This window comes from Streptomyces sp. AB3(2024), from assembly GCF_041862025.1.
Classification (GTDB): domain Bacteria; phylum Actinomycetota; class Actinomycetes; order Streptomycetales; family Streptomycetaceae; genus Streptomyces.
The window spans coordinates 14665-39985 of record NZ_JBGWAB010000012.1 but is presented as its reverse complement, the minus strand read 5'-3'; the positions used below and the strand labels follow the sequence as shown (position 1 = coordinate 39985).

The window sequence follows — 25321 nt, the reverse complement described above, 5'->3', positions numbered from 1 at the left end:
GCTCGTGGCAGGGTGGCTGGTTGCCTCGTGGCTCCGTCTGTCCGGCAAGGGCGGGGTGGTGCAGCCGGGCGTGCCGAGCGTGGCGTGGTGGACCCCGCGCCTTTCAGGTGGCAATCACGCAGGAGCTTCCAGCACTTCATCCGGGCGAAGACGTACTCCACGCAGCTGCGGACTTGGCGGTGGGAAGCGTTGTGCTCTTCGTTCCAGGCTGGCAGTTCGGCCTGTCCGGGCTCTGCAGGATTACCAGCCCTGTGCTCGATGGCCACAGCCGACGACCACGACGAGCGGGGTGTCCGCGTCGATGACGACCTGGTGGATGGTGGGCTATCGGCGGTTCTTCGACTGCTCGGCCAGGTCGTGCAAGGTGCCGTCCACGGTCAGCACGGTGTCCTTGCGGCCTGCAGTGCCCGATTGCGGCCCAAGGTCGTTGATGATCCGATCGGCCGCGGCTTCGAGATCCCGAAGAGCGGGCCGAGCTGACGCGGCCTCTGATTCGTACGCCAGTGAGCCATGACCACCAGCAGTCGGTCTTCTGCGTCGAGGTTTCAGCGCCGGTCGAGGCGTGTGCACCCTCCCGCCGCAGTGCGGCGACCAGCTTGCCGAAACAGCGCGGGCTCAGCCCGCTTAACGGGACTGTGCCAGGACGGCACCGTAGCACCGTAGCCATGAGCACACCTGCAACATGGAGATCATTTTGCGAGGTCGGATCCCTCCTGCGGCTGCTGCCCTATTCGGATCGCAACTCGCGAACCCGGGCACGGAACATGCGCCAGCGCCTCTCGTTCTCGTGCACAAGCGTCGCTGACTCCGCCATCAGGTCGGCTGCCCGGTCGAACAGCTCAGAAGCCGAATAGAGGTAGTCAGGGGCCTTCCGCTCGCCTCGCAGGTCGGCCCGGAGCGCCGCCGGAGAGAAGTCGACCCTGGCCAGCAGGTCAAGGGCGCGGCGCAACAGCCGTGCGACCAGAGCCTGCAGTCCCGCTGACTGCCAGTCATTGGCGATGATCCGGTGCCGCTCCCCCAACAGGTCGGCAAGCGCCGGGTAGGCTGCCAGGCTTCCCGCGATCTCCCACGCCTGCTCCATCGCGTGGGCCAGCCAGGCGCCGCCCCGCTCGGTGTCTTCGGCAAGCATGCCGACTTCCCTCTTCAATTTTCGGAGTTCGGCGGGCTCGTCCTCCCCTTCCATGAAGAGGATCCCCGACTCCGCTACGAGCCCCGGTGCATTCAGGTCCTCCGTGCCGGCGAACGCAATTGTCGACGTCTGCTCACCAGCTTCGACGTCGCTCCACCAGTCAGCCAGTGACTTCAACGCCCGAGATCGCGCCTGTAGCTCTCCGGCCTGCCGCAGTGGGGCCTGTGAGTAGTACTTCTCATGCTCTCGATGGAACCGCGCGAGGTTGTCGATCACCTGGAGCAGTGAGTCTGGAGGGGTGTGGTGCGCCTCGTCCTCAGGCATGCCAGCAGTGTGCACGAAGCCTCACGCGCACGATGCCGGGGCACGCCCATCAGAGCAATCACCAGCTCGGTCGGCCGGAGGAGGCATTGACGTGCCCCGCTCCTTACTCGTCTTCGCTGGCTGGGGGACCGCCGATGGGGCCCGTCACGCACTCGCAGATCATGTGTAGCCCGTTAGCCTCCGTCATCCAGGTCGGAGGCGAGCGCTTCCAGGCGATTGCGCACGTTCACGACTCCCTCGACGGCTTGGGCGAGGCGTGTGGCCAAGGGGATGCGGTGTGCGTCGCGTACCTGGCCGGAGAGTGTGACGATTCCTTGCGTGACATCGACCTTGACGGTCTTACGCGAGACGGGGAAGAGCTGCTCGACGACCTCGTGGCTGATCTCGGCGGCGAGTGCATCGTCGGAACGCAGGAAGACCTTGAGGAGGTCGGCGCGGCTGACGATGCCCTTGAGGGTGCCGTCGGCGTCGACGACCGGGAGGCGCTTGATGTGCCGCTCGGCCATGAGGCGGGCGACCTGGGGAAGGGTCGCGTTGGGGTGCACCGTGACGGCAGGGGTCGTCATAAGGTCTGCGGCACACGTGGAGCCGGCCTTCGAGGTGTCGGCGAGACGACGCATGTGCTCGATCATGCCGGGGCGGTGTTCGTGGAACTCCTCTTTCGGCAGGAGGTCGGCTTCCGAGACGACGCCGACCACCCGTCCCTCACCTTCGACGACGGGGAGGGCAGTGACCTTCCACCGCTCGATGGCGGTGACGATTTCCTTGAACTCTGCCGTGGGAGTGACTGCCACGACCTTGTGGGTCATGACGTCGGCGACGGTGTACGGGGTGGAGGTCATGGCATGTTCCTCAGCGGGCGTGGGCGAGCGGCTGACCGCTGCCGTGAGGGGCGAACAGGGCTAGGATCCGCGTGCGGGCGGAGGAGAGGCGCTGCGCTGTCACGGCCGCGACGGCGATCGAGGCGGCGCGTCCTACCGCGAAGTCCTCCTTGCAGAGCTCCCGGACGGCGGTGGGCGTCGATTTCGAGGGCCCGGACCGGGTGGGTGGCGGTGGCGCCGAGGTGCCGGACGTAGGGCGGAACCAACCAGGACCAGCCGAACAGCTCCCAGGAGGCCAGGGTATCGACAACCGTGGCCCTGTGCCCGGGAACGTGCATGTCGAGGGCGAAGGTGCCGTTCTCGATGCAGGGACCTCATGGTGCCCATGGTGGTGTGCGCCTCCAACCCTTCCCCCAGGGGCTCGCGCCCGGCTCAGGGGCTTCGGGAGCACCTAACGCAGGGCCGTGCGGCCCAGGTCAGCGGACCAGGACAGCTTCCCCGGACTTGGGGACAACGGCCGTCCAACCGAGCTCGCGGTCGATGCGGTCCCGGAGTGTCCCGGATGCGCTTTCCTCGCCGTGGACCAGGTAGGTGGTGTGGGGTGCGCGGGCACCGCGCAGCCAGTCGATGATCTGACCGGCGTCGGCGTGGGCCGAGAAGTGCGGTACATCGGCGATCTCGGCTCGTACGGGGATGTACTCGCCGAACATCTTGAGGGTGCGTGCGCCGTCCACGAGGTCGCGGGCCCGGGTGCCCGCTGCGGCGAACCCGACGATGACCACGGCACTCCGCGGGTCTGGAAGAACCCTGCTCAGGTGGTGCAGGACGCGCCCGCCCGTCGCCATCCCGGCGGAGGAGACGATGACGGCCGGGCCCTCGGCGTTGTTGATGTCGATGGATTCCTGCACCGTGCGGGCGGCAAGGAAGGGATCCGGGCTGATCGCCTGGTCGCCCTGGGCCAGGGCCTCCGGCCGCAGCTCGGGGGAGTGGGAACGAAGGGCGTCGCGGTAGACGCCGAGCGCGGCCAGGGCCATGGGGCTGTCCACGTATACCGGCACGTGGCGGGGCAGGACACCGTCCCGGCGCAGTCCGGCGAGTTCGTGCAGTACGACCTCGGTGCGGTCGATCGCGAAGGCCGGGATCACGACGGTTCCACCCCGGGAGAGGGTTCGGGTGATCACAGAGGCGAACTCCCGCTGAGCCGTCTCGTGATCATGGCGCCGGTCTCCGTAGGTGGACTCCATCAACAGCACGTCCGCGCCGGTGAACGGCTCCGGCGGGAGGAGCAAGGGGTGTCCGGGGCGGCCGAGGTCGCCGCTGACGGCGAGCGTGTGCCCGTCCTCCAGCGTGAGGTGGACCCAGGCGGAGCCGAGGATGTGGCCGCAGTGGTGCAGCTTCAGCTTCGTTCCCACCATGATCTCGACCTCTTCGCCCACCGGCACGGGGTCGAAATACTTGACCGTCTGGTCCACGTCGTTGTCGTCGTAAAGCGGAGCGGCGGGCCGGTGCTTGGACCAGCCGTGTTCGTTTGCGTGCTGGGCGGCTTCCATCTGCAGTTTCGCGCTGTCACGGAGGACGATTTCGGCGAGGCGGGCGGTGTGGGCGCTGGTCAGGATCGGCCCGCGGAAGCCGTGCCGGACCAGGCGGGGCAGGTAGCCGCAGTGGTCCAGGTGGGCATGGGTGATGACCACGGCGTGGATGTCGGAGGCGTCGCACGCCAGTTTCTCCCAGTTGCGCCGTCGCAGGTCCGCGAAACCCTGGAAGAGGCCGCAGTCGACGAGGATGCGGGCGTGGTCGCTCTCGACCAGGAACTTGCTGCCGGTCACGGTCCGCACGCCTCCCAGGAAGCGCAGCAGGGCAGGGCGGGAGGACGAGGGCACGGTTGTCGGGGCTGTCTCGGCCATGGCGGCAGCCCTCCTTCCGAGGCGGGTACCGGTCTTCACCATCGCATTTGCCGCATGGGGCGGAGAGGGGGCCGACAGGGGCAGGACAGGGACCGACCGGCCCATGCGGCGAAGCAGCTGTCGGGGTCAGCCTGGCGATGTCCCCCACCGGACGAGACAGAGGAAGAAGGGCGATGTCATGAAGGCACTCGTCTTCCACGGCCCGGGACAGACCGCCTGGCAGGACGTGCCCGATCCGAGCATCAAGGACGCCGCCGACGCGATCGTCCGCATCGACGCGGTAACCATCTGTGGCACCGACCTGCACATCATCAAGGGCGACGTGCCCGAGGTGACCCCGGGCCGCGTATTGGGCCACGAGGCCGTCGGGACCGTGGTGGAGACCGGCGGCGACGTCCGCACCGTCCGGCCCGGGGACCGGGTCCTCATCTCCTGCATCTCTTCGTGCGGCCGGTGCCGCTTCTGCCGCGAGGGCCACTACGGACAGTGCCGCGGAGGCGGAGGATGGGTCCTCGGCCACACCATCGACGGCACCCAGGCCGAGTACGTCCGCGTTCCCTTCGCCGACCTCTCCGTGCACCCGCTCCCGAGCGCGGTGGACAGCCACGACGCGGTCCTACTGGCGGACATCTTCCCCACCTCGTACGAGGTCGGCGTGCTCAACGGAAACGTGCGGCCGGGCGACACGGTCGTGGTGGTCGGGGCGGGCCCGATCGGCCTCGCAGTCATAGCCACCGCCGGCCTTTACAGCCCCGGCCGGATTGTTGCCGTCGACCTTGCGGACTCGCGGCTGGCAGCCGCCCGCGTACTCGGCGCGGACGCAACCGCCAGCGCGACCGAGGAACCCGAACAGCTGGTCGCCGACCTCACCGACGGGCTCGGCGCCGACGTGGTCATCGAAGCCGTCGGCGTCCCGGAAGCCTTCGAGATGTGTACCCGCATGGTGCGTCCCTGCGGCCGCGTCGCGAATGTCGGCGTGCACGGCAAGCCCGCCACCCTGCACCTCGAAGACCTGTGGATCAAGGACATCACCATCACCACAGGGCTGGTCGACACCTACTCCACACCGATGCTGCTCCGCATGATGGCGGCCGGCCGCCTCCCCGCAAGCGCGCTGGTCACCCACCGCTTCGAGCTGGGACAGATGGAAGAGGCGTACGACGTGTTCGCCCGAGCCGGTGACACGGGTGCACTGAAAGTAGTACTGGGCAGCCCCCGGCACGACGTGGTTGCCGAGGCGGCCCAGCGCGAAGTCGAGAGGACGTGATGGTCGTGAGCAGGAACAAGTCCGGACCCGCCTCCACCGAGGTGCCCGCCGGTCGTACCGACCTGGGGCGCCGGATCGCCACGCGCCGCCAGGAACTCGGCCTCACCCGGGAGCAGGTGGGCAAGCGCTGCGGGGCCGACGCCACGTACGTCGCCTACCTGGAAGAACACGCTGCGGCCCCCGCCATCGGCTCCCTCGCCCGCATCGCCGACGCTCTGGGAACGACCGTGGCGGAACTGGCCGGCGCGACCACCGAGTATCCGCCCGGGCGGGGCACCGCTCTGCGGGACGCGGAACTGATCACGCTCACCGACGCCGAGTGCCGACGTCTGCTGTCCACCCACGGCGTCGGCAGGGTCGCGGTCTTCACTCCCGAGGGACCTGCGATCTTCCCCGTGAACTACGTGGTGGCCGGCAACGAGATCGCGTTCCGCACGTCCGAAGGTGCGGTTCTCGCGAGGGCCGCGGGGACGGAGGTGGCCTTCGAGGTCGACCACATCGACGACGCCATGAAACAAGGCTGGAGTGTCATGGCCGTGGGCGAGGCCGAGGGCGTCATCGATGCGGCGGGCAAGCAGCGTCTCGATGCCGTTGCGCGCTCGATGCCCTGGGCGGGGAGCGAGCGCACCCGCTGGATGAAGATCACACCGATCCGGATCACCGGACGCCGCGTGGTGGACCCGTGAGCACACTCCGCGCGGTCATCTTCGACACCGACGGGGTGCTGCTTGACTCGGCGGCGCTGCACGCCGCTGCCTGGAAGTCGGCAGTCGACGGTTGCCTGGACACCTGGGCATCGGCCGGCGGGAGGCAGCCGCTCTTCGACGCCGAACGGGAGTACCGGGGCCTGGTCGACGGCAAACCCCGCCATGACGGTGCGCTGGCTCTCCTGACAGCCCGGCGGATCGCATTGCCGGAGGGTGCCCCCGGCGATCCACCTGGCTGCGGCACCGTTTGGGCGGTCGCCACCAGGAAGGAACACGCGTTCATGGAAACGCTGCGGACCCGCCGCGTCGAGCCCTTCGATGACGTCAGGCCCGCGCTCAGCAGGCTCAGGAACCAGAGCGTGCGGTGCGCGGCCGTATCGGCTTCGCGTCATGCCCGCCCCCTGCTGGAATCCGCGGGCCTGGCCGGCCTCTTCGACGCTCTGGTGGACGGGGCCGACGCCGACCGGCTCGGTCTCGCCGGCAAACCGGATCCCGCGCTGTTCCTCGAAGCCGCTGACCGGCTGGGCATCGCCCCCGCCCGCGCGGCCGTCGTCGAAGACGCGCTCGCCGGGGTGGAAGCAGGACGTCTCGGTCACTTCGGCCTGGTCGTAGGCATCAGTCGGACCCGTGCCCCTGAGGCCGAAGTGCAATTGCGCGCTCATGGCGCGGACGTGGTGTTCCCCGGCCTCACCGCCGTGGCGGAGAGAGTGTGCGGAGCAGTGCCGTGAACACCTCGTGGACCTGGGCCTTCAACGACTACGACCCGAAGAAGGAGCGTCTGGTCGAAGCCCTGTGCGCACTCGGCAACGGCAGATTCGCCACCCGGGGAGCCGCGTCCGAGGTCAGCGCCGACACCATCCACTACCCCGGAACGTATGCGGCCGGCTGCTACAACCGGCTCTCCTCGAAAGTCGCGGGCAAAAGCGTCGCCAACGAGGATCTGGTCAACCTGCCCGACTGGCTCCGCCTGCGCTACCGCTGCCTGCCGGACGACGGGCCGACGGGTGCCTGGCTCACTCCCGACGACCCGAGCCTGCGGCACCACAAGACCTCGCTCGACCTCCGCGGCGGCGTCCTCACCCGCCGGATGCTCTTCCAGGACGGCCACGGCCGACGACTCGGCGTCACCCACACCCGACTGGTCCACATGGGCGATCCGTACCTCGCCGCCCAGCGGACCACCTTTCGCGCGTACGGCTGGCGCGGGACGATCGAGGCCGAGGCCATCCTCGACGGCAACGTCACCAACGCGGGCGTCGAGCGCTATCGGGACCTGGACGGGCACCACCTCACCGGCCACCGCGCCGGAGTCGGCGCGGAGGGTGTCGCCTGGCTCTCCTGCCGGACCAGTGCCTCCCGGATCGGCATCGGTGTCGCCGTCAGGACGATCTCCCGGCCCATCGTCGCGGCGGCCATGAGCTGCACACAGGACGCCACGACCCAGACGTTCAGGCTGCCGATCTCCCGCAATCGTTCCGCAACCGTCGTCAAGTCCGCAGCCCTGTACACATCCCTGGACCGCCCACAGGGCGACCCCCGCTCACGCGCCGTCGAGGCGGCGTCACACGCCGCCGCGTTCGAGGTGCTGCTGGCCTCCCACCGCGCTGCGTGGAAACGCCTCTGGAGCCAGGGTGAAGTGAAGGTACCCGGTGAGGCGGGGCGCATCCTTCGGCTCCACCTCTTCCATGTCCTCCAGACGCTCTCCCCGCACACGGCGGAGATGGATGTCGGTGTGCCCGCCCGAGGACTGCACGGCGAGGCGTACCGCGGCCACGTCTTCTGGGACGAACTGTTCGTCCTGCCCTACCTCACACTGCACTTTCCAGAAGTGGCACGCGCCCTGCTCATGTACCGCCACCGCCGGCTCCCGGCGGCCCGTACCGCTGCGCAGGGGCGCGGTCTTCGCGGTGCGATGTTCCCCTGGCAGAGCGGTAGTTCGGGCGTCGAGGAGACGCAGACGCTCCACCTCAATCCCAGATCGGGCCGGTGGATGCCCGATCACTCGCACCTGCAGCGCCACGTCGGATCGGCCATCGCGTGGAACGTCTGGCGCTACGGTCAGACCACCGGGGACACCGGATTCATCGAAGGCCCCGGAGCGGAACTGCTGCTCGACATCGCCCGCTACTGGGGCTCCGTGACCACCTTCGACGCCGACCGTGAGCGCTACCGGATCCGCGGTGTGGTCGGCCCGGACGAGTACCACGACGCCTACCCCGAGGCGCCAGGGCCCGGCATCGACGACAACGCGTACACGAACGTGACCGCGGCCTGGACCCTCGCGCGCGCACGCGAGCTGCTCGACAGGCTGCCCGCATCCCGCCGGAGAGAGCTGACCGAACAACTCGGCCCCGACGAGGAGACGCTGGAGCGCTGGGAGGACATCTCCCGACGGATGTACGTGCCGTTCCACGCCGGAGTCATCAGCCAGTTCGAAAACTACGGAAGCCTGGCGGAACTGGACTGGCAGGCCTACCGGGCCCGCTACGGCGACATCCGCCGGCTCGACCGCATCCTGGAAGCCGAAGGCGACACGGTCAACCGCTATCAGGCCTCGAAACAGGCCGACACCCTCATGCTCGGCTACCTCTTCCGCCCCGCGGACCTACGGGCCTTCTTCGCCCGTCTCGGCTACCGGCTCGATGACGACGTTTGGCGCGCGACGGTCACGTACTACCTGAACCGCACCAGCCATGGGTCGACTCTCAGCAGCTTGGTGCACGGGTGGGTCCTCGCCTGCCAGCAGGGCGCGAACGCCTGGCGGTACTGCGAGGAAGCCCTGCTCAGTGACGTGGCGGACATCCAGGGCGGAACCACCGGTGAAGGCGTCCACCTCGGCGCCATGGCCGGCACCCTCGACCTCATCGAGCGGGGTATCGCGGGGCTCGAGGCGGGCCCGGGGGGACTCCTCATCGACCCCGTCCCGCTCCGGGAGGTTCCCCGCTCCTCGTTCACCTTCTGCTATCTCGGGAACCGAGGCATCCGTGTCCAGCTCCTTCCCGGCAGGCTGGGCATCAGTGTGCCCACCTCCTCGCTGGCATCGCCGCTGCCGGTGTGCCTGGCCGGCGAACGGCTTGCGGCCGTCGCCGCGGGGGAGGAGCGATGGTTCCGACTGACTGGGGACTGACCCAGGCGGGCCCCGACGAGGTGCGCCGGAACGATGGAGGGCACCGCGCCGCGCGCCGGACGGTCACGAGCCCGAGAATGGAGTCAGCCCCCAGCTGCTTCCGGAGGTGCATGGTGTGAATGCCGTACACGGACAGCGACCCCAGATGGCGGTCCCTGACCTCTCTGCCAAGCCGGATCGGCTCTTCGACAGGGAGGACGAATGGTCGACTCTGATCGCCTTCTCCAGCGATCCGCATGCGGGAACGGGGCTGGGCGCGGTCCTGGGTCGGCCGCGCCAAGGCAAGACACTCCTGCTTGAATCGGTGGCGAGGGTCACCGGCGGGTTCTACTTCTGTGGCCAGGAAGCCACCGAAGCCGAGTCCCTGCGCAGACTGGGGGAAGAGTACGCGCGATATCGGCAGGTCGCACCACCCAGTCACTGGCGTGATGGGAAGGAAGCCATCGACGCTCTTCTCGCACTGGGTGACTCGCGGGCACTGCCCGTCATCATCGACTCGTTTCCCGACCTCGTCGCGGCGAGCCCGGCGCTGACATCCACCATTCACGGCGCCCTTCGCCGCCTTGAGCGCTCTCCGCAGGTGAACCGCGCGCGCCTGATCCTGGGAGGTTCGACCGCACCGGTCATGAACCGGCTGTTCGCGCCCGCTTCTTCGCTGGAGGCCGTATCCGGTCTGAAGCTCGACCTTCAGCCCCTGGACTTTCGCAAGGCAGCGCAGTTGTGGGGCATCGACGACCCGGAGTTGGCCTTCCGCGTGTACGCCGTTGTCGGCGGAACGCCGGCCTACCGGCATGACTACGTGGGCGAGGACGTCCCCGTCGACCGGAATGACTTCGATGCCTGGGTCTGCCGAACCGTCCTGAATCCACGCACGCCGCTGTTCCGTGAAGCCCGCCACCTCGTCGATGAGGAGACCGGGCACCAGAGCCCCGGGGCTTGTCACTCCGTGCTCGCCGCCCTGGCCGCGGGCTGCACGACCCAGGGGGAGATCGCCGCCTTCCTCGGGCAGCAGCTCTCCGATGCCTCTCGCGCCCTCGCCGTTCTCCGAGAAAACGGCCTGCTTCGGTTGGAGCACGATGGACTGCGGTCGGCCGTCGTACGTCACCGGCCCACGGACCAGCTCCTGGCGTTCGAGCATGCCGTGGCGCGCCCGCGCAGGACCGCGCTGGAACAAGGCCCCGCCGAAGCGGTGTGGGAAGACGCGCGAACCGATTTCAACTCCCGTGTCGCGGCTCCCCAGTTCGCTCAGACATGCAGGGACTGGGTGGTCCACTTCGCCTCCCCGGATTCCTTCGGCGCCGACCACCTGAGTGCGTCGTACGGCTCGCTCGGCGACCCTTTGTCGACGAGCGGGCACGAGGCCGAGGTCGTGGTCCGCAAACGGGACGGTCACAAGAACGGTGCCCTCCTGTCGGTGGGAATCGCGCGATGGCACACAGGCATGGACATCCACCATCTGCAACGACTGCACGGCATCCTCGGCACACTCGCAGCCCAGGATGAAGACGTCAGCAGAGTCCGCCCGGCCCTTTACAGTGCCTCGGGGTTCAGCCCCGAGCTGCACGCGGCTGGGGCGCGTGACGAGGTCATGCTCATCGACCTGGAGCGCCTGTACCGGGGCGCGTAGCGAGGGCCCTTTCGAGGCGCCCGCGTACTTCGGCGGTCAGCGCCTCCAATTGCGGCGAAGCGGCCGGGACCGGCGCCTCGGGGTCCTGAATGCGGCGCGCGGCTGCCGGCAGCCCGGAGAGATCCGCCTCGAATCGTGCTCGGGCAGCGGCGAGCGAATCGGGCGGTCCGGTCCGTCGGCCGCCCCCCATCACCGTACGCAGCAGAGGCGTCGCGCCGGTCGGTGGCTCTTCGCGGTGCAGGCCGATCACATCCGTGCACCCGGGTCGGCGGAACACCTGCTTGGGAGCCGGCGCGGTGACCTTCGCGGCCGACAGCTTCATCACCGGCCTCCCGTCGTATTCGACCAGCTTGTACGCCGCATCCAGGTACGGGGCGTCGGCTGCCACGCCCACGCGGGTCCCGACCGCGAAGACATCGATCGGAGCTTGGTCGCCGATGAGCGCGGCGATGGCGTATTCGTCCAGGCCGCCGCTCGCGATGATCCGTACGTCCTCCAGCCCGGCCGTGTCGAGCAGGGCTCGTGAGCGGTGGGCGAGTGCGCCGAGGTCGCCGCTGTCGAGACGGATCGCGCAGCCCGGGCCGCGGCGCAGGTCGGCCAGGACACGGGCGGCGGTCGCGACGCCACCTTCCGTGTCATACGTGTCCACGAGGAACGTGAGCGGGCCGGGGTGGGCGCGGGCGAACGCGCGGAAGGCATCCTCTTCGCAGGCGAAGGTCTCGACGTACGAGTGCGCCATCGTGCCGGACGCGGAGATACCGAGCTGGGTGGCGGCAGCGACGTTGCTGGTGCCGGAGAACCCCACCAGAGCACCCAGCCGGGCGGCCTGCAGCCCGGCCCCGGGGCCGTGGTTGCGGCGCAGCGAGAAGTCCACCAGGGACCGTCCTTGCGCGGCGATCACGCATCGGGCCGCCTTGGACGCGACCGCGGTCTGGTGGCACACCTGCGTGAGCAGATACGTCTCGACGAGCTGGGCCTGCGGCAGCGGGGCGGTGACCTCCATCAGGGGCTCGCCGGCGAATACGAGCCGGCCCTCGGGAATTGCCCGGACGTCCCCGTCGAAGCGGAGGTCCAGCAGGGCGGCCAGCTCCTCAGGAGGCCTGTGCAGCGCGTGGGCGAAGTCCCGCACATCATCCGCCGTGATGCGGAACCGGGAGAGGTAGTCCAGCGCCGGCTCCAGACCTGCGGCGACGAGGAAACCCCGGCCGGGCGGCAGATCCCGGACGAACAGGCTGAAGGTGGCCGGGGCACGCATACCTTCACGCAGGTATGACATCGCCATCGTCACCTCGTAGAGGTCGGTGGTCGTCGTCTCGGACATACCTCCAGCGTGACCGCGCCCGGCCGTCGCGGCATGGGCCCTTTGGGCCCTCGATTGCCCCACGCGGCCCTGTCCGTGGTACGGCCCGGCGGGTTCCCTGGAAAGAGGTTCCATCCGCCTGGACCAACCGCTCGGAGGTGTCTGGATGAGCATCTTGATCTTGGCGGCATGTCCTTCTGCTCCTGGGAGCCACGGCAACGTCGTGCACGGCAGCGGTATGGGGCGCTGGGCCGCCTCCATCGCAGCTGCCCTGTTGAGGCCCATGGACCGATCGGCCCCTCCCGAATACGGACCACTCGGCCCCCTGGTCCTGACCTCCTCGGCACTGCGGCCCGGGCAACGCGCAGCGTGATCGTGGAATCCGGACGTCGCTCAGGGCTCCGCTCCCGAAGAGGTGACGATGATGCAGCGTATTCGGATCCCGACCCGACCGAGGCAGCCTCACAAGCCCGCGCCGCTGGACCTGCGCACCCCGTCCGGCCGCCCGCTGCCCTACTGAGCCTCGCGATCACCGCACGTACGACGGAGGACGTCATGGCCACCATTCGACGCGTCATACCGTTCGCAGAACTCGGCCGGCAGGACGTCGGCCACGTAGGCGGCAAGAATGCCTCCCTGGGAGAGATGACCGCCCACCTGGCCCCTGCGGGTGTGCATGTGCCTCCCGGGTTCGCCACGACGGCGGACGCGTACGGAGAGCTGCTGGGCGGCCACGGGCTGCGCGGGCGCATCGAGGAGCAGCTCGGGCGTCTGCATGAGGGGGCTGCGCTGGACGAGGTGGGGGCGGCGATCCGGTCGTTGATCATGGCCGAGCCGCTGCCGGACGGGCTGCGGACCGAGATCGTCTCGGCGTACGAGCAGCTCGCCCGTGACCAGGGGCGGGAGGAACCTGAGGTCGCCGTACGCAGTAGCGCCACGGCCGAGGACCTGCCGGAGGCGAGCTTCGCGGGGCAGCAGGAGACCTACCTGAACGTCCGGGGGCCCGCCCAGCTGCTGGAGTCCTGCCACCGCTGCTACGCGTCGCTCTTCACCGACCGTGCGATCGACTACCGGGAGCGGATGGGCTTCGACCATCTCTCTGTCGCGCTCTCGGTCGGCATCCAGGTGATGGTCCGGTCTGACCTGGCAGGTGCGGGCGTGATGTTCACCCTCGACCCGGAGAGCGGATTTCCTGAGGTCATCGTCGTGAGCGCGGCCTGGGGGCTGGGGGAGACCGTCGTCAGCGGTCAGGTCGATCCCGACGAGTACACGGTGTTCAAGCCGAGCATGAAGGACCCGTCTCTGGACCCGGTGATCGGCGTACGGATCGGCGCGAAGCGCCAGAAGGCCGTCTACGCAGAACGTGGGCTGACCCGGACCGTCGACACGAGCGGCGAGGAGCGTTCGCGGCGTGTGCTGACCGATGCGGAAGTTCGGCTGCTGGCCGACTGGGCCCAGACCGTCGAGGAGCACTACGGCTGCCCGATGGACCTGGAATGGGCCAAGGACGGACTCACCGGAGACTTGTGGATCGTGCAGGCCCGGCCCGAGACCGTGCAGTCCCGGCGCCGCGCCTCCACCTTGCGCCGCTGCCGGCTGACCGCCACGCCGGGCAAGGCCCTGATCGAGGGCATCGCGGTCGGTGAGGCCATCGGCCGGGGCCCGGTCGTCGCCCTGGACTCGCCCGTCGACCTCGACCGGTTCCCGGCTGGCGGCGTGCTTGTCACCGGCATCACCGACCCGGACTGGGAACCGATCATGAAGCGGGCCTCCGCGATCGTCACCGACCACGGCGGCCGCACTTCGCATGCCGCCATCGTCAGCCGCGAACTCGGCGTCCCCGCTGTCGTCGGCACCGGCCGGGCGACTCAGGTGCTGCGCGACGGTCAGGATGTGACCGTCTCCTGCGCCGAAGGCGGCCATGGCCGGGTCTACGCGGGCCTGCTCGCGTACGAGGAGACCGAGACCGACCTCGCTGACCTGCCGGCCACCCGGACCCGGGTCATGCTGAACCTCGCCGATCCGTCCGCGGCCTTCCGCTGGTGGCGTTTGCCGGCGGACGGTGTGGGGCTCGCCCGGCTGGAGTTCATCGTCGCGCACCAGGTCAAGGTCCACCCGATGGCGCTCCTGCACCCCGAACGACTGGATGACCAAGACCGTTGCGCGATCGACCAGCTCACCGAGGGCTACCTCGACCGCGGCGAATACTTCGTCGACCGCCTCGCCTACGGAATAGCCCGTATCGCCGCCTCCCGCTGGCCCTCCCCGGTCGTCGTGCGGACCAGCGACTTCAAGACCAACGAGTACGCGCGCCTCCTGGGCGGGCGCCCCTTCGAACCCGTCGAAGCCAACCCGATGATCGGCTGGCGCGGCGCGAGCCGCTACTACAGCGACGGATACCGGGAAGGCTTCGCCCTCGAATGCCGAGCACTGCGCAGGGTCCGTGACGAGATGGGCCTGACGAACGTGATCATCATGATCCCCTTCTGCCGCACCCTCGAAGAGGCGGACAAGGTCCTGGAGGTCATGGCAGAGCAGGGACTGCGCAGGGGCGAGAACGGGCTCAAGGTGTACGTCATGGCGGAGATCCCCGCCAACATCATCCTGGCCCAGGACTTCGCCGAGCGCTTCGACGGTTTCTCCATCGGCAGCAACGACCTCACCCAGCTCACCCTGGGCGTCGACCGCGATTCCGAAGCTCTCGCCCACATCTTCGACGAGACCGACCCCGCGGTCACCCGCAGCATCCAGATCCTCGTCCCGTGTGCCCAGTCGGTGGGTGCCACGGTCGGCCTGTGCGGCCAGCGGCCCAGCGATGACCCCGCCTTCACCGAGTTTCTGGTGAAGACCGGCATCGACTCGATCTCCGTGGCCCCGGACAGCTTCGCGGCGGTCAAGCAGCACGTGGCCGCCGCCGAACTGAAGCGATACGGCGCGGACCGAAGGGGCCCGTCCCAGCCCCGAATGCCCCGAGTGGACCTGTCGTCCAGCGGATGAGAGGAGCACGCCATGCCACGAACGGTGAGGGAGCGTAGGCGCAGCTTCCTTCCCGAGCACATCGCCAGGGTGCGCGGCATTCCGGTGAAGCACACCAAGAACGACGGGAACGGAGAAACGCCATGACCTCGAAGCGGGTACTGGTGGCCTACGGCACCAAGCACGGAGCGACCGCCGGCATCGCCGAGCAGATCGGTGTGACCCTCCGCGAGGACGGTCTCGACGCCGTCGTGCTCCCCGCCGACGACGTGGACGACGTACGCAGCTACGACGCTGTGGTGCTCGGAGGAGCCCTGTACGCAGGGCACTGGAGCCGCAAGGCCAAGCGCTGCGCCGAACGCAACGCCGACTACCTGAAGCACCGCCCGGTCTGGCTGTTCAGCAGCGGTCCGGTCGACGGTTCCGCAGAGCAGCACGACATCCCTCCGGTGCGGGCGGTCGCGCAGCAGATGGAGAGCCTGGGTGCACGCGAACACGTCACCTTCGGCGGCAGCATCACGTCCCACACTCCGGGTCTGATCGCCAAGGCGCTGGTCCGGCATGGCAAGGGTGGTGACTTCCGCAATCCCGAGCGGATCCAGACCTGGGCTCACCACATCAGCGCCGAGCTCGCCGCCCTCAACTGAGCGACTCGGCAAGGCGACAGCGCGGAGGCAGGACGTGTTCGAGGCTCACCCGGAGAAGGGCCCGCTGCGACGGCTGCTCGGTCGCCGTTCGAACGAACTGCGGCGCGCCGCCGACCGTACCCGCAGCCGCTGGCTCGTCGCCTTCGCGTTCTCTCCTTTCATCGCCGTGCTCTGTGCGATCGCCATCGGGACGGCTGTCTGGAACACCGAAGTCCGCGCCGCCCGTGCGGAGGCCCTGCACCTGCATCAGGTGTCGGCGAAGACGGTTGGTGAGGCCGACCGCGCCCTCCCCGCGAGAGTCAACAACGTCCAGATGGCGACGGCGCAGGCCGCCTGGCAGTATCCCGCCTCCCAGCGGCACACCGACACGGTCCTGGTCCCGGCCGGCACAGCCGTGGGCGGGACGGTCAAGGTCTGGGTCGATGACTCCGGAAGGAAGGCGCCGGCTCCTCGCCCCTACGGCGAACTCGCCTCCACCGCCGTTGCCGCCGGGGCCGCGGCCTTCGGGGTACTTGTTCTCTCCGCCGGGGGAGTCGTCTGGCTCAGGCTCCGCCGCGTTGAAGAGCGCAGCCTCGCTGGGTGGGACCGCGAGTGGGATCTCGTAGAGCCACGCTGGTCCGGCCGGCTGCGTTGGGAACCGGGAGCCGAAGATGACTGAGGCCACCACCACCCCTCTGCCCGCCGGTCAGGAACCGCTCCTGAGCCCGGACCCGCTGGAGCCTCTGCCGCTGCTGCGCCGTGAACTCCATACCGGCTCGAGTGGCCTCTCCGCTCGGGAAGCGGGCCGACGCCTCGCCGTCTACGGTCCGAACGAAGTCCGCCGCAAGGCCCGTACCTCCCTGGGGCGTGAACTCGTACGGCAGCTGGTACACCCCTTGGCCCTGCTGCTCTGGGCGGCCGCGGCGCTGGCGTTCGTCGCCGGCATCCCCGTGCTCGGATGGGCCATCATCGCCGTGGTTCTCGTCAATGCGGCGTTTGCGCTCCTTCAGGAGCGGCAGGCCGAACAGGCGGTGGAGACTCTGGCGAAGTACCTGCCCGAGCACGCCCTGGTGATCCGCGATGGCCGGCCCCTGGCGGTGGAGGCACGAGAGCTGGTGCCGGGCGATCTGGTCGTTCTGGAAGAGGGCGCCAAGGTTCCCGCCGACGCACGGCTGACCGCGGGAGGCATCGAGGTCGACCTGTCGATGCTGACGGGGGAGTCCACCCCCGCCGAACGCATCGTTGGCCCCGGACTCATCGGGGCGCCGCTGCTGCAGGAACCCAACCTCGTGTTCAGCGGCACCGTTTGCACCGGGGGCCAGGCCCAGGCGATGGTGTTCGCTACCGGAGACCACACGGAACTCGGCCGCATCGCCGCACTGAGTCAGCGCACCCGCCGCGACCCCAGCCCCCTGGAACAGCAGGTCAAGAAGGTCGCCTGGCTCATCGCCGCCGTAGCGGTCGCCATGGGCGGCGTGTTCCTGGCGGCCGGAGTCGCCGTGGGCCTGCCGCTGACGGACACCCTCATGTTCGCGATCGGACTCCTCGTCGCCAACGTCCCCGAGGGCCTGCTGCCGACCATCACCCTCGCACTCGCCGTCGGCGTACGCGTCCTCGCCCGCCAAGGAGCGGTGATCAAACGCCTGAGCGCCGTCGAAACACTCGGCTCCACCAACGTCATCTGCACCGACAAGACCGGAACCCTCACCCAGAACCGCATGCGACTCCAAGCCGTGTGGACGCCGGAGCACGGAAGGGAGCCCGGCCCCTGGGACGGAGAGCTGCTGCGGACCAGCTCGCTGTGCACGACGGTCACCCGCGGCGAAGAAAGCGAACTTCACGGCGACCCGACGGAGATGGCCTTGGTAGGAGGTGCCGCTGCCCACGCCGCTCCCGTCGACCTCGACGGGCGTGACACCGGGCGCCGGGCCCTCTTCCGCTTCGACCCCCGGCTGCGTCTGATGTCCGTCGTCCAAGCCGATGGCGTGCAGGGTCTGCGCGTCATCGTCAAGGGAGCGCCGGAGACGGTGTTGCAAACCCTGGAAGGCAGTTCGCAGTCCGCGGCCGCAGCGGCGGAGGAACTCGCCCACGAAGGCATGCGCGTCCTGGCGGTCGCCGTCCGAACACTGCCGGCCGGTGCCGAGGTGCCGAGTCGTCGACAGGACGCGGAGACCGGGCTTCGCCTGCTCGGGCTCGTCGGCCTGTACGACCCACCACGCCCCGAAGTCGCCGCCGCCGTCCGGCGCTGCCACGAGGCAGGACTCCGCGTGCACATCGTCACCGGCGACAACGGCGCCACCGCCGCAGCCGTCGCCCGCGAAGTTGGCATCGGTCAACCTCGACTGCAAGTAGTGGCACAGTCCGAGTCGATCGGCGACCACGAACTCGACGCACTCCTCGCATCAGCCGACGCCGAAGTCGTCTTCGCCCGCTCCTCACCTGAGACCAAGCTGAAGGTGGCCGACGCCCTGCGCGCACACGGGCAGATCGTCGCCATGACCGGTGACGGGGTCAACGACGCCCCCGCGCTGCACCGAGCCCACATCGGAGTGGCGATGGGACTCTCCGGCACGGACGTGGCCCGTGAGGCGTCCACCATGGTGCTCACCGACGACAACTTCGCCACCATCGTCACCGCGATCGAATCCGGCCGCCGCGTCTACGACAACGTCCGCAAGTTCATCGTCTACATCTTCGCCCACCTCACCCCCGAGGTCGTCCCCTTCCTGGTCTTCGCGCTGTCGGCCGGCACGGTCCCGCTCCCGCTGACCGTCCTGCAGATCCTCGCCATCGACCTCGGCACCGAGACCCTCCCCGCCCTCGCCCTCGGCCGCGAACGAGCCGAGCCGGGCACCATGAGCCGCCCGCCCCGCCCGAGCTCGCAAGGAGTCATCTCCCGAGACATGCTCATCCGCAGCTGGGGCTACCTCGGTACCGTCTCCGCAGTCCTGGTCATGGGCGCGTTCTTCTACGTACTGTGGCGCGCGGGCTGGCACCCGGGCGACCCCACCGGCGCGGGCAGCCCCCTGCACCACGCCTACGTCACCGCGACCACGGCCACGTTCGCCGGCATCGTGACCTGCCAGGTCGGCACAGCCTTCGCCGCCCGCACCGACCATGCGGCCCTGCGCGACATCGGCCTGTTCACCAACCCCCTGCTCCTGGCGGGCATCGCCTTCGAGCTCGCCTTCACCGCGGCCCTCGTATACGCGCCGCCCCTGCAAGGCCTGTTCGGTACCGCCGCCCTGCCGCTGGACGTCGTCGCCCTCATCGCGACCTTCCCCGTCCTCGTCTGGGGCACCGACGAACTGCGGCGCTGGGTCCGGCGCACCCACCAGCACACGACGCCCTGACACCCATTACCGGAGGCACGCCATGACACACACCGCAGAATGGAAGGTCCGTCTCTACCTCTTCGAAGAGGACCAGACGACCAAGGCCCGCCTCGAACTGGACACGGGCACGAACAATCTCACCGGCCACGGCACCGCCCGCTGCGCACCTCGGGACAAGGATGTGCCGGAAATCGGCGACGAACTCGCTGCCGCACGGGCCATGGAGAACCTGGCCCAGCAGCTGAAGCGAACGGCCTATGGAGACATGCAGGCCGTCGGGGCGCCGTCGCATGAGGAATCCCCGAAGCCGTATTCGGGCTGGCTGGATATGGAGGCCTCTTAGGTGTCCACTGGCGGCACCGGACGGGGGCGGGGGCGGTCGTCATCATTCCGTGTGCCGGGGGCCCCAAGGTCCGCCGGGCGACCAGCCATACCCTCTCGAACTCCTCGGTCGAGATCTCGCCGGCGCGGCGCTTCTTCCCATCCGGTGAGTCTGCCCTCGGTGACGAGGCCGTACCACTGCTCATACCGGCTCATAGTGGCGATGTCCGCGCGCTCCTGAAGTCGGAGAACCTCCTCCAGGGAGGCAGCAGTCACCGGCGTGCTGTCATCGCCTCGCAAGTCCACTTGTCGCAGGACCGCCCTTCCTCATCACCTTCGAAGTACTGCCAAAGGCCTCGGGCCTCGTCATATGTGCGGATCCACATCACCATGGCACCACGCTCTCGCAGGCACCAGGGCTGCTCCGGTACGGCACGCGCCAGGGTGCGAACACCTCACCCCGTCGCCGAGCACCGGGCCTCCTTTGGCAACTCATCGGACGTCGAGGACTTCGGCTACGGGGCGCCGGGGCGTTGCAGGCCCCTGGGGGCCGTAGCCGAGCCGGATGACCATCTGGACGTGGCTCATCGTGGCGCCCGGGTCGCGCACCGTCCAGCGGAGTTCGGGCCACTCGAGCGGCTGCGAGGTCATGGAAGTGACCAGGCCGTCAGCAGTGGCCTGCAGCAGGACTCGCTCCAGGGCCTGTCCTGCGCGCAGCCAGTCCTCGGGCCCGTCCCCGGAGGTACCCAGCAGCGCGATCTGGGGTCGCCGTTCGAACGCGGCCCACCCGCGGCCGGGTACGGTCTGGGAGCGGCCGAAGTCGCGTACGCCGCCGCCCCGGCCGGACTGCTTGGGCCCGAAGGCGTAGGCCGGGATGCCGTCGGGTCGGACCTGCCCTTCCGGCGTACCGGAATGTGTCCACGCCAGCGTCTCCGCCCGCATGACGGGATCCATCTCCTCGCGGTGCTCGGAGTCGTGGATCAGGCCGAGGACGGTCTCGGTGTGCCAGGCTTCCGGGACGGCCAGACGGCAGCCCTCCAGGAGAGCGGCGGCCCGCAGACCGTCCAGCAGGGCGGGTGGTACCTCCTCCTCCCTGAACGGGAATCGGCTGGAGTGACGTCGCCGCACGGCCGGGTGCAGGGCGGCAAGAGCCCGCTCGGTGTCCGTCACTTCTGGTTTCCGGAGACTCACTGTGGCCAGGAGCCACGGGGAGCCGTCGTCGGGCAGCATCCGTACGGCAGGCTCCCAGCCCGCCCAGGCGGCGGACACCCGCAGGTTGAACAATGCGGCGGCGCAGCCCAGGTGGAGGGCGCGGTGGTCCGGGTCGGCGTGGGGCATCGCCCGGCCGGGGTCGCCGTGGAGTTCGATGACTCCGGTGTCCGGCTGGAAGACGAATTTCCAGGGTTGGGCATTGTGCATGGACGGCGCCATGACGGCGTCCTCGATGAGGGGGAGGACTTCTGATACGTCCGGGAGAGTTGTGGTCATGGGACTTTCCTGCCTGGCAGTGGACCTCACTCGTGGGCGACCACGGCAACCGGCGCTGCCGCATGGTGCATCACAGCGTGTGCGATCGGGCCGATGTGGGTGCCGTACGCGGAGTGGCGGATACGCCTGCCGACGATGACGAGGGCGGCGCCGGTGGCGGCATCGAGGATCTGGATCGCTGCCTGACCGGTGGTCACGCGCGGTTCGACGGCCACCGAAGGGAACTTGTCCTGCCACGGGCTCAGGATTTCGTCCATCCCCGTGCTGATGCCGTGAGCCATCTCCGACTGCACTCCGGGGTCGAGAATCGGCGCATAGCCGAGAATCGGCGGCGGAGACCATCCGTGCACGACGATGAGCGGACAGACGCGGTGGGCCGCTTCTTCGAATGCGAAGGCGAGGAGTCTGTCGCAAGGGTGGTGGATGTCGATCCCGACCACGACAGGTCCCCGGTCACGGTCACGGACGGCTGGGGTCCCCGTGCTGTCGGCTGACCGTACGAGCACGACCGGGCGCTCGGCCTCTGCGATGGTGGCGGCGCCCGTGGATCCGACGAGAAAGCCGGCGATGCTGCCGAGCCCGCGGGAGCCGAGTACGAGCATGTCGGAGTCTTTCGCGGCGGACGCCAGGGCCAAAGCGGGCAGGCCCCCCACCCGGCGCGTGGAGATCTCCAGCGAAGGATGCTCGCGCCGTAGCTCGTCGGCCGTATCGCGGAGGATGCCTTCGGCCCAGTGGCGGCGTTCCTCGGTGGTCGAGACCGGCAGTGGCGGATTCTCCAGCCATTCCTCGGCGTGGACCAGATCCAGGGACGCGTTCCGGAGCTCGGCCTCATAGGCCGCCCAGCGGGCCGCCGCAGTACTTTCAGGGGAGCCGTCCAGGCCCACAGTCACTTGGCTCGTCATGAGGTGCATCTCCTTCGATGAAGCGCTTCCTACGGCCTGGCTTCACTATTGGTGTGCGATGACGGCGACAGGCGCCCGGGCGTGGTGGAGGACCGCGTGAGTGATCGGGCCGATGTGCGTGCCGACCGAAGAACGGCGGATGCGTCGGCCGACGATGATGAGTCCCGCTTCGGATCCGCTTTCCACGAGCTGCCAGGCGGCATGGCTGGCGGTCGCACGCGCGGCGACGTGTACGCCCGGGTATTTTTCACGCCAAGGCTCGAGCATCTCGTCCAGGCCGGCTTTCGCGCTGATGTCGAGTTGTGCGTGAATCCTCGGGTCGTAGACAGCTCCGTACCCCATCAACGGGGGAAGAGCCCAGCTGTGGAGCACACGCAACGTGCAGGACCGCCGGGATGCCTCCTCGAACGCGAAGGCCAGTAGCGCTTCGCAGGGCTGGCCGATGTCGACGCCTACGACCAGTTCACGGTCTCTGTGGCAGTCCTGGGGGTGAGCAATCGCATCCTCGTCCGCGCGCACCAGCACGATGGGTCGCTCTGTCGAGTGGATGACTGCCATACCGACGGAGCCGAGGACGAAGCCGGCGAGGGCGCCGAGCCCCCGGGAGCCGAGGACGAGTATGTCTGAGGTTGTTGCCACGGCAGCTAGTGCCTTCGCCGGCCGGTCGTCGAGCGACCGGGTGCTGATGCTCAGTTCGGGATACCTGTCATGGAGCTCGTCTGCAGCATCGCGCAGGAGCGCTTCCGCCCACCGAGAGCGCATGCCGGCACTGGTGACGGGGGTGAGGTCGAGGGGGGACGCCCACTCTTCAGCGTGGACGAGATGGAGTGGAACCTCACGCAGGAGTGCCTCCCGCGCGGCCCAGTGGGCTGCTGCCGCACTTTCTGCCGAGCCGTCGAGGCCGACGGTGACGAGTCCGTTCATGATGGCCATCCTCATGCTCCTCTGACAGGGTTCGGCATGCGGTCGGGGGGCTCGTCTCCGCCCATGTCGAGGCGGAAGGGTGGGTATACGTCGGTCATGAGACCGGAGTAGGCCGCGACGCGCAGCACCCACCTGTTGAGCCCGATGACGAGGTCGAACAGATCGCGTGGGTACTTCTCGGTGAAGGCCGGTGTGACGACCGCGATGAGCGCGAGGAGACCGATCAGGCCGCCGCCCCACCATCCGCCTCGCATGGCACCGGTGAAGAAGCCGATCACGAGGTAGTGCGGGATGGCGAGCAGCCACCATTTCACCAGGACCAGGCCGCGGGATAGGCGCTCGGGGTAGGCGATGTCCAGGCGAGCCGGATAGTCGGGTTCGGGGCCGAGGCTGAACGGCGGGTACCGGTCGGTGCCCAGCGCGCCGTAGGCGTCGTAGGACACGCGCCAAGACCAGCGCAGCACACCGAGGTTGAAGTCGAAGAGGGGGCGCGGATACCGCTCCGTGAAGAGGATGGCGAAGAACGCGATCACGCTCACGACGGCGAAGGCGATCCAGAGGAAGAACAGCACGATGCAGTGCGGAATTGCCAAGACCCATTTGATCAGCCAGAGCCACCGGGACAAGGGAGAGTCCAGCCGGGCCGAGACCAGGACCGGGTGGAGGGCGCTTGGCATCATGAGGCTCAGCTCCTCAGGGTGCGAGGGTGTCGTCGACGGCGAAGCCGAGCTGCTCCTTCACCGAGACCACGCCGTCCACCGTGCGGCAGAGCCTTTCGATGACCGGGATGAGGCTCTTGAACTGCACCGTTCCGTGCAGCTGGACCCGGCCGTCGGTCACGTCCACGGTGATGGCGGCTTCGGCGACGGTCCAGTCGGGTCTGGCGCATACGGGAGGAGCGGACGTCAGCTCTTCGGCACGCAACCCCGCTGCCTTGTCCTCTTGCCACGCTTCCCGTTCGGGCAGCGACTGGAAGTGGTCGCCTTGGGCTGCGGACTTCGGGAGGAGGTCCCCCTCCGAGATGAGGCCGAGGGCATGCCCCGCGGTGTCGACGACGGGGACTGCCGACACATGGTGTTCCAGGAGTGTCCGGACGATGTCCTTGAAGGCGGCGTTCTGGGGGACGGTGACGACCTCCCGGGTCATCAGCTCGCTCACTTCTCGATGCCTCACGGTCTTCTCCTACCGCTCGGTGGCCGTCGGCGAGCCGAGCGGCATGTCTTCATGCTCGTAGTTGAGCCGATTGATCACGTCCACCACTCCGTCGACGCTCTGGCACAGCCGCACGACGATGGGGACGAGGCTGTGTCGTACCACCGTGCCGCTGAGGGTCACCACGCCATCGGTGACCTCGACGGTCAGAGCGGAAGGGCTGAGCCGGAGTGTGCGGGTCAGTACGTCTTCGAGGATCTCTTCCTGGATCGCGTGGTCACGGCGCAGGAAGAGTTGAAGGAGGTCGCTGCGGCTCAGGATCCCGATGAGCCGGCCGGTGGCGGCGTCCACCACGGGCATTCGCTTGACCGAGTGTTTGCGCATGACACGCGCCGCGCGGACGACGCTCCACTCGGGATCAGCGGTGATGGCCGGGCTGGTCATGACGTCGGATGCGGTGTTCGCGCCACTTCCGCCATCACGTCTGCGGAGCAGGTCCGCTTCGGAGACGACGCCCACGGGACGCTCGGACTCGTCCACGACGGGCACAGCGGTGATGTCGAACCCGTCGAGGAGCCGGGCGATCTCCTTGAACGGGGTGCCGCGCCGGACACTGACGGCTGTCGGAGTCATCAGTTCGGCGACGCTGCGGTGCCTCATCGTCGTCCTCCCTATGCGGGAACTTCGACGTCGAACTGCGCTGTGACGTCCACGACTCCCGGTACCGTGCGTGCGACACGCATCAACACGTCCCGCAGAGTCGCGTCGGGGATGGAGCCGTGGAGGTAGACGATTCCGTTTGCGACGTGGACGTGTACCTCGGCCGAACCGGCGGGGATGAGCTCAGCCATGATCAGCTCACGGAGCTCCTCTCCGATGTCAGCATCGGGGCGGAGGTAGATCTTCAGAAGATCCCCACGGCTGACCACCCCGACGAGGCGGCCGTCGCCGTCGACCACAGGGAGCCGCTTCAAGTGGCCGTGGGCCATCAGGCGGGCGGCGCCCGGGATGGTGGCGTCCTTGCGCACCGTGACGGCCGGTACGGTCATCAGCTCGCCTGCGGTGACGGCGCGGGACTCGTCCGCGCCCTGCGCCTTGAGTAGCAGGTCCGCTTCGGAGACCACGCCGGCGACCCGTCCGTCTTCTGACAGGACGGGCAGCGCACTGATCCGCCATTGCCGCATGGTCTCCACCACGTCCTTGAATTGTGCTCCGCGATCGACGGAGATGACGGCATGCGTCATTACGTCGTCGACGGTGCGCAGGTGCTTCATGATGCCTCCTGAAATATCAGCCCGTATTTCGATCCTCGATATCGCCGTCCTCCGGAGGTAGGGCCGTCCGGGGTCCGCTGGGGACTGACTGGCCCTGTTGGCCGCGCCCCGGCGGTG

General features: G+C 68.8%; 21 protein-coding genes and 1 pseudogene. 10 read left to right on the top strand and 12 right to left on the bottom strand.

The genetic code is table 11. The features are described 5' to 3' along the window. Positions 1 to 40: 40 nt before the first annotated feature. From ACEPPI_RS07915 to ACEPPI_RS07900, 4 genes and pseudogenes are all read right to left on the bottom strand, one after another. Positions 41 to 667: pseudogene (locus tag ACEPPI_RS07915) on the bottom strand (transposase family protein); the annotation flags it as partial. A 60-nt stretch (positions 668 to 727) separates the two neighbouring features. Continuing rightward, a complete protein-coding gene (locus ACEPPI_RS07910; protein WP_373914498.1) occupies positions 728 to 1453 on the bottom strand; it encodes a hypothetical protein in 726 nt (241 codons plus the stop codon). Between the two features lie 173 nt (positions 1454 to 1626). Next, positions 1627 to 2295 carry a CBS domain-containing protein gene (locus tag ACEPPI_RS07905; protein ID WP_373914497.1) on the bottom strand — a complete coding sequence of 223 codons (669 nt, stop codon included), beginning with the start codon at positions 2293 to 2295 and terminating at the stop codon, positions 1627 to 1629. A 455-nt stretch (positions 2296 to 2750) separates the two neighbouring features. Continuing rightward, complete coding sequence (locus ACEPPI_RS07900) at positions 2751 to 4178, bottom strand: MBL fold metallo-hydrolase RNA specificity domain-containing protein (RefSeq protein ID WP_373914496.1); 1428 nt, start codon at positions 4176 to 4178, stop codon at positions 2751 to 2753. A 178-nt stretch (positions 4179 to 4356) separates the two neighbouring features. Here ACEPPI_RS07900 and ACEPPI_RS07895 point away from each other — a divergent pair, with 178 nt between their 5' ends. The 5 genes from ACEPPI_RS07895 to ACEPPI_RS07875 all read left to right on the top strand — a co-directional run bounded on the left by ACEPPI_RS07895 (position 4357) and on the right by ACEPPI_RS07875 (position 10906). Beyond that, positions 4357 to 5445 carry a zinc-dependent alcohol dehydrogenase family protein gene (locus ACEPPI_RS07895; protein ID WP_373914495.1) on the top strand — a complete coding sequence of 363 codons (1089 nt, stop codon included), beginning with the start codon at positions 4357 to 4359 and terminating at the stop codon, positions 5443 to 5445. Further along, a complete protein-coding gene (locus ACEPPI_RS07890; protein ID WP_373914494.1) occupies positions 5445 to 6131 on the top strand; it encodes a helix-turn-helix domain-containing protein in 687 nt (228 codons plus the stop codon). The genes ACEPPI_RS07895 and ACEPPI_RS07890 overlap by 1 nt, the downstream gene beginning before the upstream one ends. Further along, positions 6128 to 6880, top strand: a complete 753-nt coding sequence (locus tag ACEPPI_RS07885) for an HAD family hydrolase (protein WP_373914493.1) — start codon at positions 6128 to 6130, stop codon at positions 6878 to 6880. Before ACEPPI_RS07890 ends, ACEPPI_RS07885 begins: the two co-directional genes overlap by 4 nt. Further along, positions 6877 to 9279, top strand: a complete 2403-nt coding sequence (locus ACEPPI_RS07880) for a glycoside hydrolase family 65 protein (RefSeq protein WP_373914492.1) — start codon at positions 6877 to 6879, stop codon at positions 9277 to 9279. Before ACEPPI_RS07885 ends, ACEPPI_RS07880 begins: the two co-directional genes overlap by 4 nt. A 115-nt stretch (positions 9280 to 9394) precedes the next feature. Continuing rightward, complete coding sequence (locus ACEPPI_RS07875; protein ID WP_373914491.1) at positions 9395 to 10906, top strand: ATP-binding protein; 1512 nt, start codon at positions 9395 to 9397, stop codon at positions 10904 to 10906. Here ACEPPI_RS07875 and ACEPPI_RS07870 read toward each other — a convergent pair. After that, on the bottom strand, positions 10872 to 12227 hold the full coding sequence (locus tag ACEPPI_RS07870; protein ID WP_373914490.1) for a nicotinate phosphoribosyltransferase: 1356 nt from the start codon (positions 12225 to 12227) through the stop codon (positions 10872 to 10874). The two genes, ACEPPI_RS07875 and ACEPPI_RS07870, sit on opposite strands and share 35 nt — an antisense overlap. 534 nt (positions 12228 to 12761) lie before the next feature. Between ACEPPI_RS07870 and ppsA the strand changes: the two genes are divergently transcribed. From ppsA to ACEPPI_RS07845, 5 genes are all read left to right on the top strand, one after another. Beyond that, positions 12762 to 15203: a phosphoenolpyruvate synthase gene (gene ppsA / locus ACEPPI_RS07865; protein WP_373914489.1), complete on the top strand. Its 2442-nt coding sequence runs from the start codon at positions 12762 to 12764 to the stop codon at positions 15201 to 15203. A 122-nt stretch (positions 15204 to 15325) separates the two neighbouring features. Continuing rightward, positions 15326 to 15829, top strand: a complete 504-nt coding sequence (locus ACEPPI_RS07860) for a flavodoxin domain-containing protein (protein ID WP_373914488.1) — start codon at positions 15326 to 15328, stop codon at positions 15827 to 15829. Between the two features lie 34 nt (positions 15830 to 15863). Then, positions 15864 to 16487, top strand: coding sequence for a hypothetical protein (locus ACEPPI_RS07855; protein ID WP_373914487.1), 624 nt, complete (start codon positions 15864 to 15866; stop codon positions 16485 to 16487). Further along, positions 16480 to 19161, top strand: a complete 2682-nt coding sequence (locus ACEPPI_RS07850; RefSeq protein WP_373914486.1) for a cation-translocating P-type ATPase — start codon at positions 16480 to 16482, stop codon at positions 19159 to 19161. Before ACEPPI_RS07855 ends, ACEPPI_RS07850 begins: the two co-directional genes overlap by 8 nt. Positions 19162 to 19183: 22 nt before the next feature. Further along, positions 19184 to 19486, top strand: a complete 303-nt coding sequence (locus tag ACEPPI_RS07845; protein ID WP_373914485.1) for a DUF1876 domain-containing protein — start codon at positions 19184 to 19186, stop codon at positions 19484 to 19486. A 470-nt stretch (positions 19487 to 19956) separates the two neighbouring features. On the opposite strand, the gene ACEPPI_RS07840 is transcribed toward ACEPPI_RS07845, so the two are convergent. Genes ACEPPI_RS07840 through ACEPPI_RS07810 form a run of 7 tightly spaced genes read right to left on the bottom strand, consistent with a single transcriptional unit; the run spans position 19957 to position 25204 of the window. Next, a complete protein-coding gene (locus ACEPPI_RS07840) occupies positions 19957 to 20952 on the bottom strand; it encodes a nitroreductase family protein (RefSeq protein ID WP_373914484.1) in 996 nt (331 codons plus the stop codon). A gap of 26 nt (positions 20953 to 20978) precedes the next feature. Next, positions 20979 to 21854, bottom strand: a complete 876-nt coding sequence (locus ACEPPI_RS07835; RefSeq protein ID WP_373914483.1) for a universal stress protein — start codon at positions 21852 to 21854, stop codon at positions 20979 to 20981. Positions 21855 to 21899: 45 nt separating this feature from the next. Beyond that, positions 21900 to 22787, bottom strand: a complete 888-nt coding sequence (locus ACEPPI_RS07830) for a universal stress protein (protein ID WP_373914482.1) — start codon at positions 22785 to 22787, stop codon at positions 21900 to 21902. Positions 22788 to 22789: 2 nt separating this feature from the next. Next, positions 22790 to 23458 (bottom strand): DUF4389 domain-containing protein, encoded by a 669-nt coding sequence (locus tag ACEPPI_RS07825; protein ID WP_373914481.1) that lies wholly within the window; start codon positions 23456 to 23458, stop codon positions 22790 to 22792. Between the two features lie 13 nt (positions 23459 to 23471). Then, complete coding sequence (locus tag ACEPPI_RS07820) at positions 23472 to 23951, bottom strand: CBS domain-containing protein (protein WP_373914480.1); 480 nt, start codon at positions 23949 to 23951, stop codon at positions 23472 to 23474. A gap of 9 nt (positions 23952 to 23960) precedes the next feature. Then, positions 23961 to 24590 (bottom strand): CBS domain-containing protein, encoded by a 630-nt coding sequence (locus ACEPPI_RS07815; RefSeq protein WP_373914479.1) that lies wholly within the window; start codon positions 24588 to 24590, stop codon positions 23961 to 23963. An 11-nt stretch (positions 24591 to 24601) separates the two neighbouring features. Continuing rightward, entirely contained in the window at positions 24602 to 25204 is a 603-nt protein-coding gene (locus ACEPPI_RS07810) for a CBS domain-containing protein (RefSeq protein WP_373914478.1), read from the bottom strand. Positions 25205 to 25321: the final 117 nt, after the last annotated feature.

What these genes read in the sequence shown, in the direction of transcription:
- ACEPPI_RS07870 (WP_373914490.1), bottom strand. Translation starts at nt 12,227, where the DNA reads ATGTCCGAGACGACGACCACCGACCTCTACGAGGTGACGATGGCGATG.
- ACEPPI_RS07810 (WP_373914478.1), bottom strand. Translation starts at nt 25,204, where the DNA reads ATGAAGCACCTGCGCACCGTCGACGACGTAATGACGCATGCCGTCATC.
- ACEPPI_RS07830 (WP_373914482.1), bottom strand. Translation starts at nt 22,787, where the DNA reads ATGGCCATCATGAACGGACTCGTCACCGTCGGCCTCGACGGCTCGGCA.
- ACEPPI_RS07840 (WP_373914484.1), bottom strand. Translation starts at nt 20,952, where the DNA reads ATGACCACAACTCTCCCGGACGTATCAGAAGTCCTCCCCCTCATCGAG.
- ACEPPI_RS07895 (WP_373914495.1), top strand. Translation starts at nt 4,357, where the DNA reads ATGAAGGCACTCGTCTTCCACGGCCCGGGACAGACCGCCTGGCAGGAC.
- ACEPPI_RS07825 (WP_373914481.1), bottom strand. Translation starts at nt 23,458, where the DNA reads ATGATGCCAAGCGCCCTCCACCCGGTCCTGGTCTCGGCCCGGCTGGAC.
- ACEPPI_RS07905 (WP_373914497.1), bottom strand. Translation starts at nt 2,295, where the DNA reads ATGACCTCCACCCCGTACACCGTCGCCGACGTCATGACCCACAAGGTC.
- ACEPPI_RS07860 (WP_373914488.1), top strand. Translation starts at nt 15,326, where the DNA reads ATGACCTCGAAGCGGGTACTGGTGGCCTACGGCACCAAGCACGGAGCG.
- ACEPPI_RS07815 (WP_373914479.1), bottom strand. Translation starts at nt 24,590, where the DNA reads ATGAGGCACCGCAGCGTCGCCGAACTGATGACTCCGACAGCCGTCAGT.
- ACEPPI_RS07890 (WP_373914494.1), top strand. Translation starts at nt 5,445, where the DNA reads ATGGTCGTGAGCAGGAACAAGTCCGGACCCGCCTCCACCGAGGTGCCC.
- ppsA (WP_373914489.1), top strand. Translation starts at nt 12,762, where the DNA reads ATGGCCACCATTCGACGCGTCATACCGTTCGCAGAACTCGGCCGGCAG.
- ACEPPI_RS07845 (WP_373914485.1), top strand. Translation starts at nt 19,184, where the DNA reads ATGACACACACCGCAGAATGGAAGGTCCGTCTCTACCTCTTCGAAGAG.
- ACEPPI_RS07910 (WP_373914498.1), bottom strand. Translation starts at nt 1,453, where the DNA reads ATGCCTGAGGACGAGGCGCACCACACCCCTCCAGACTCACTGCTCCAG.
- ACEPPI_RS07900 (WP_373914496.1), bottom strand. Translation starts at nt 4,178, where the DNA reads ATGGCCGAGACAGCCCCGACAACCGTGCCCTCGTCCTCCCGCCCTGCC.
- ACEPPI_RS07835 (WP_373914483.1), bottom strand. Translation starts at nt 21,854, where the DNA reads ATGACGAGCCAAGTGACTGTGGGCCTGGACGGCTCCCCTGAAAGTACT.
- ACEPPI_RS07850 (WP_373914486.1), top strand. Translation starts at nt 16,480, where the DNA reads ATGACTGAGGCCACCACCACCCCTCTGCCCGCCGGTCAGGAACCGCTC.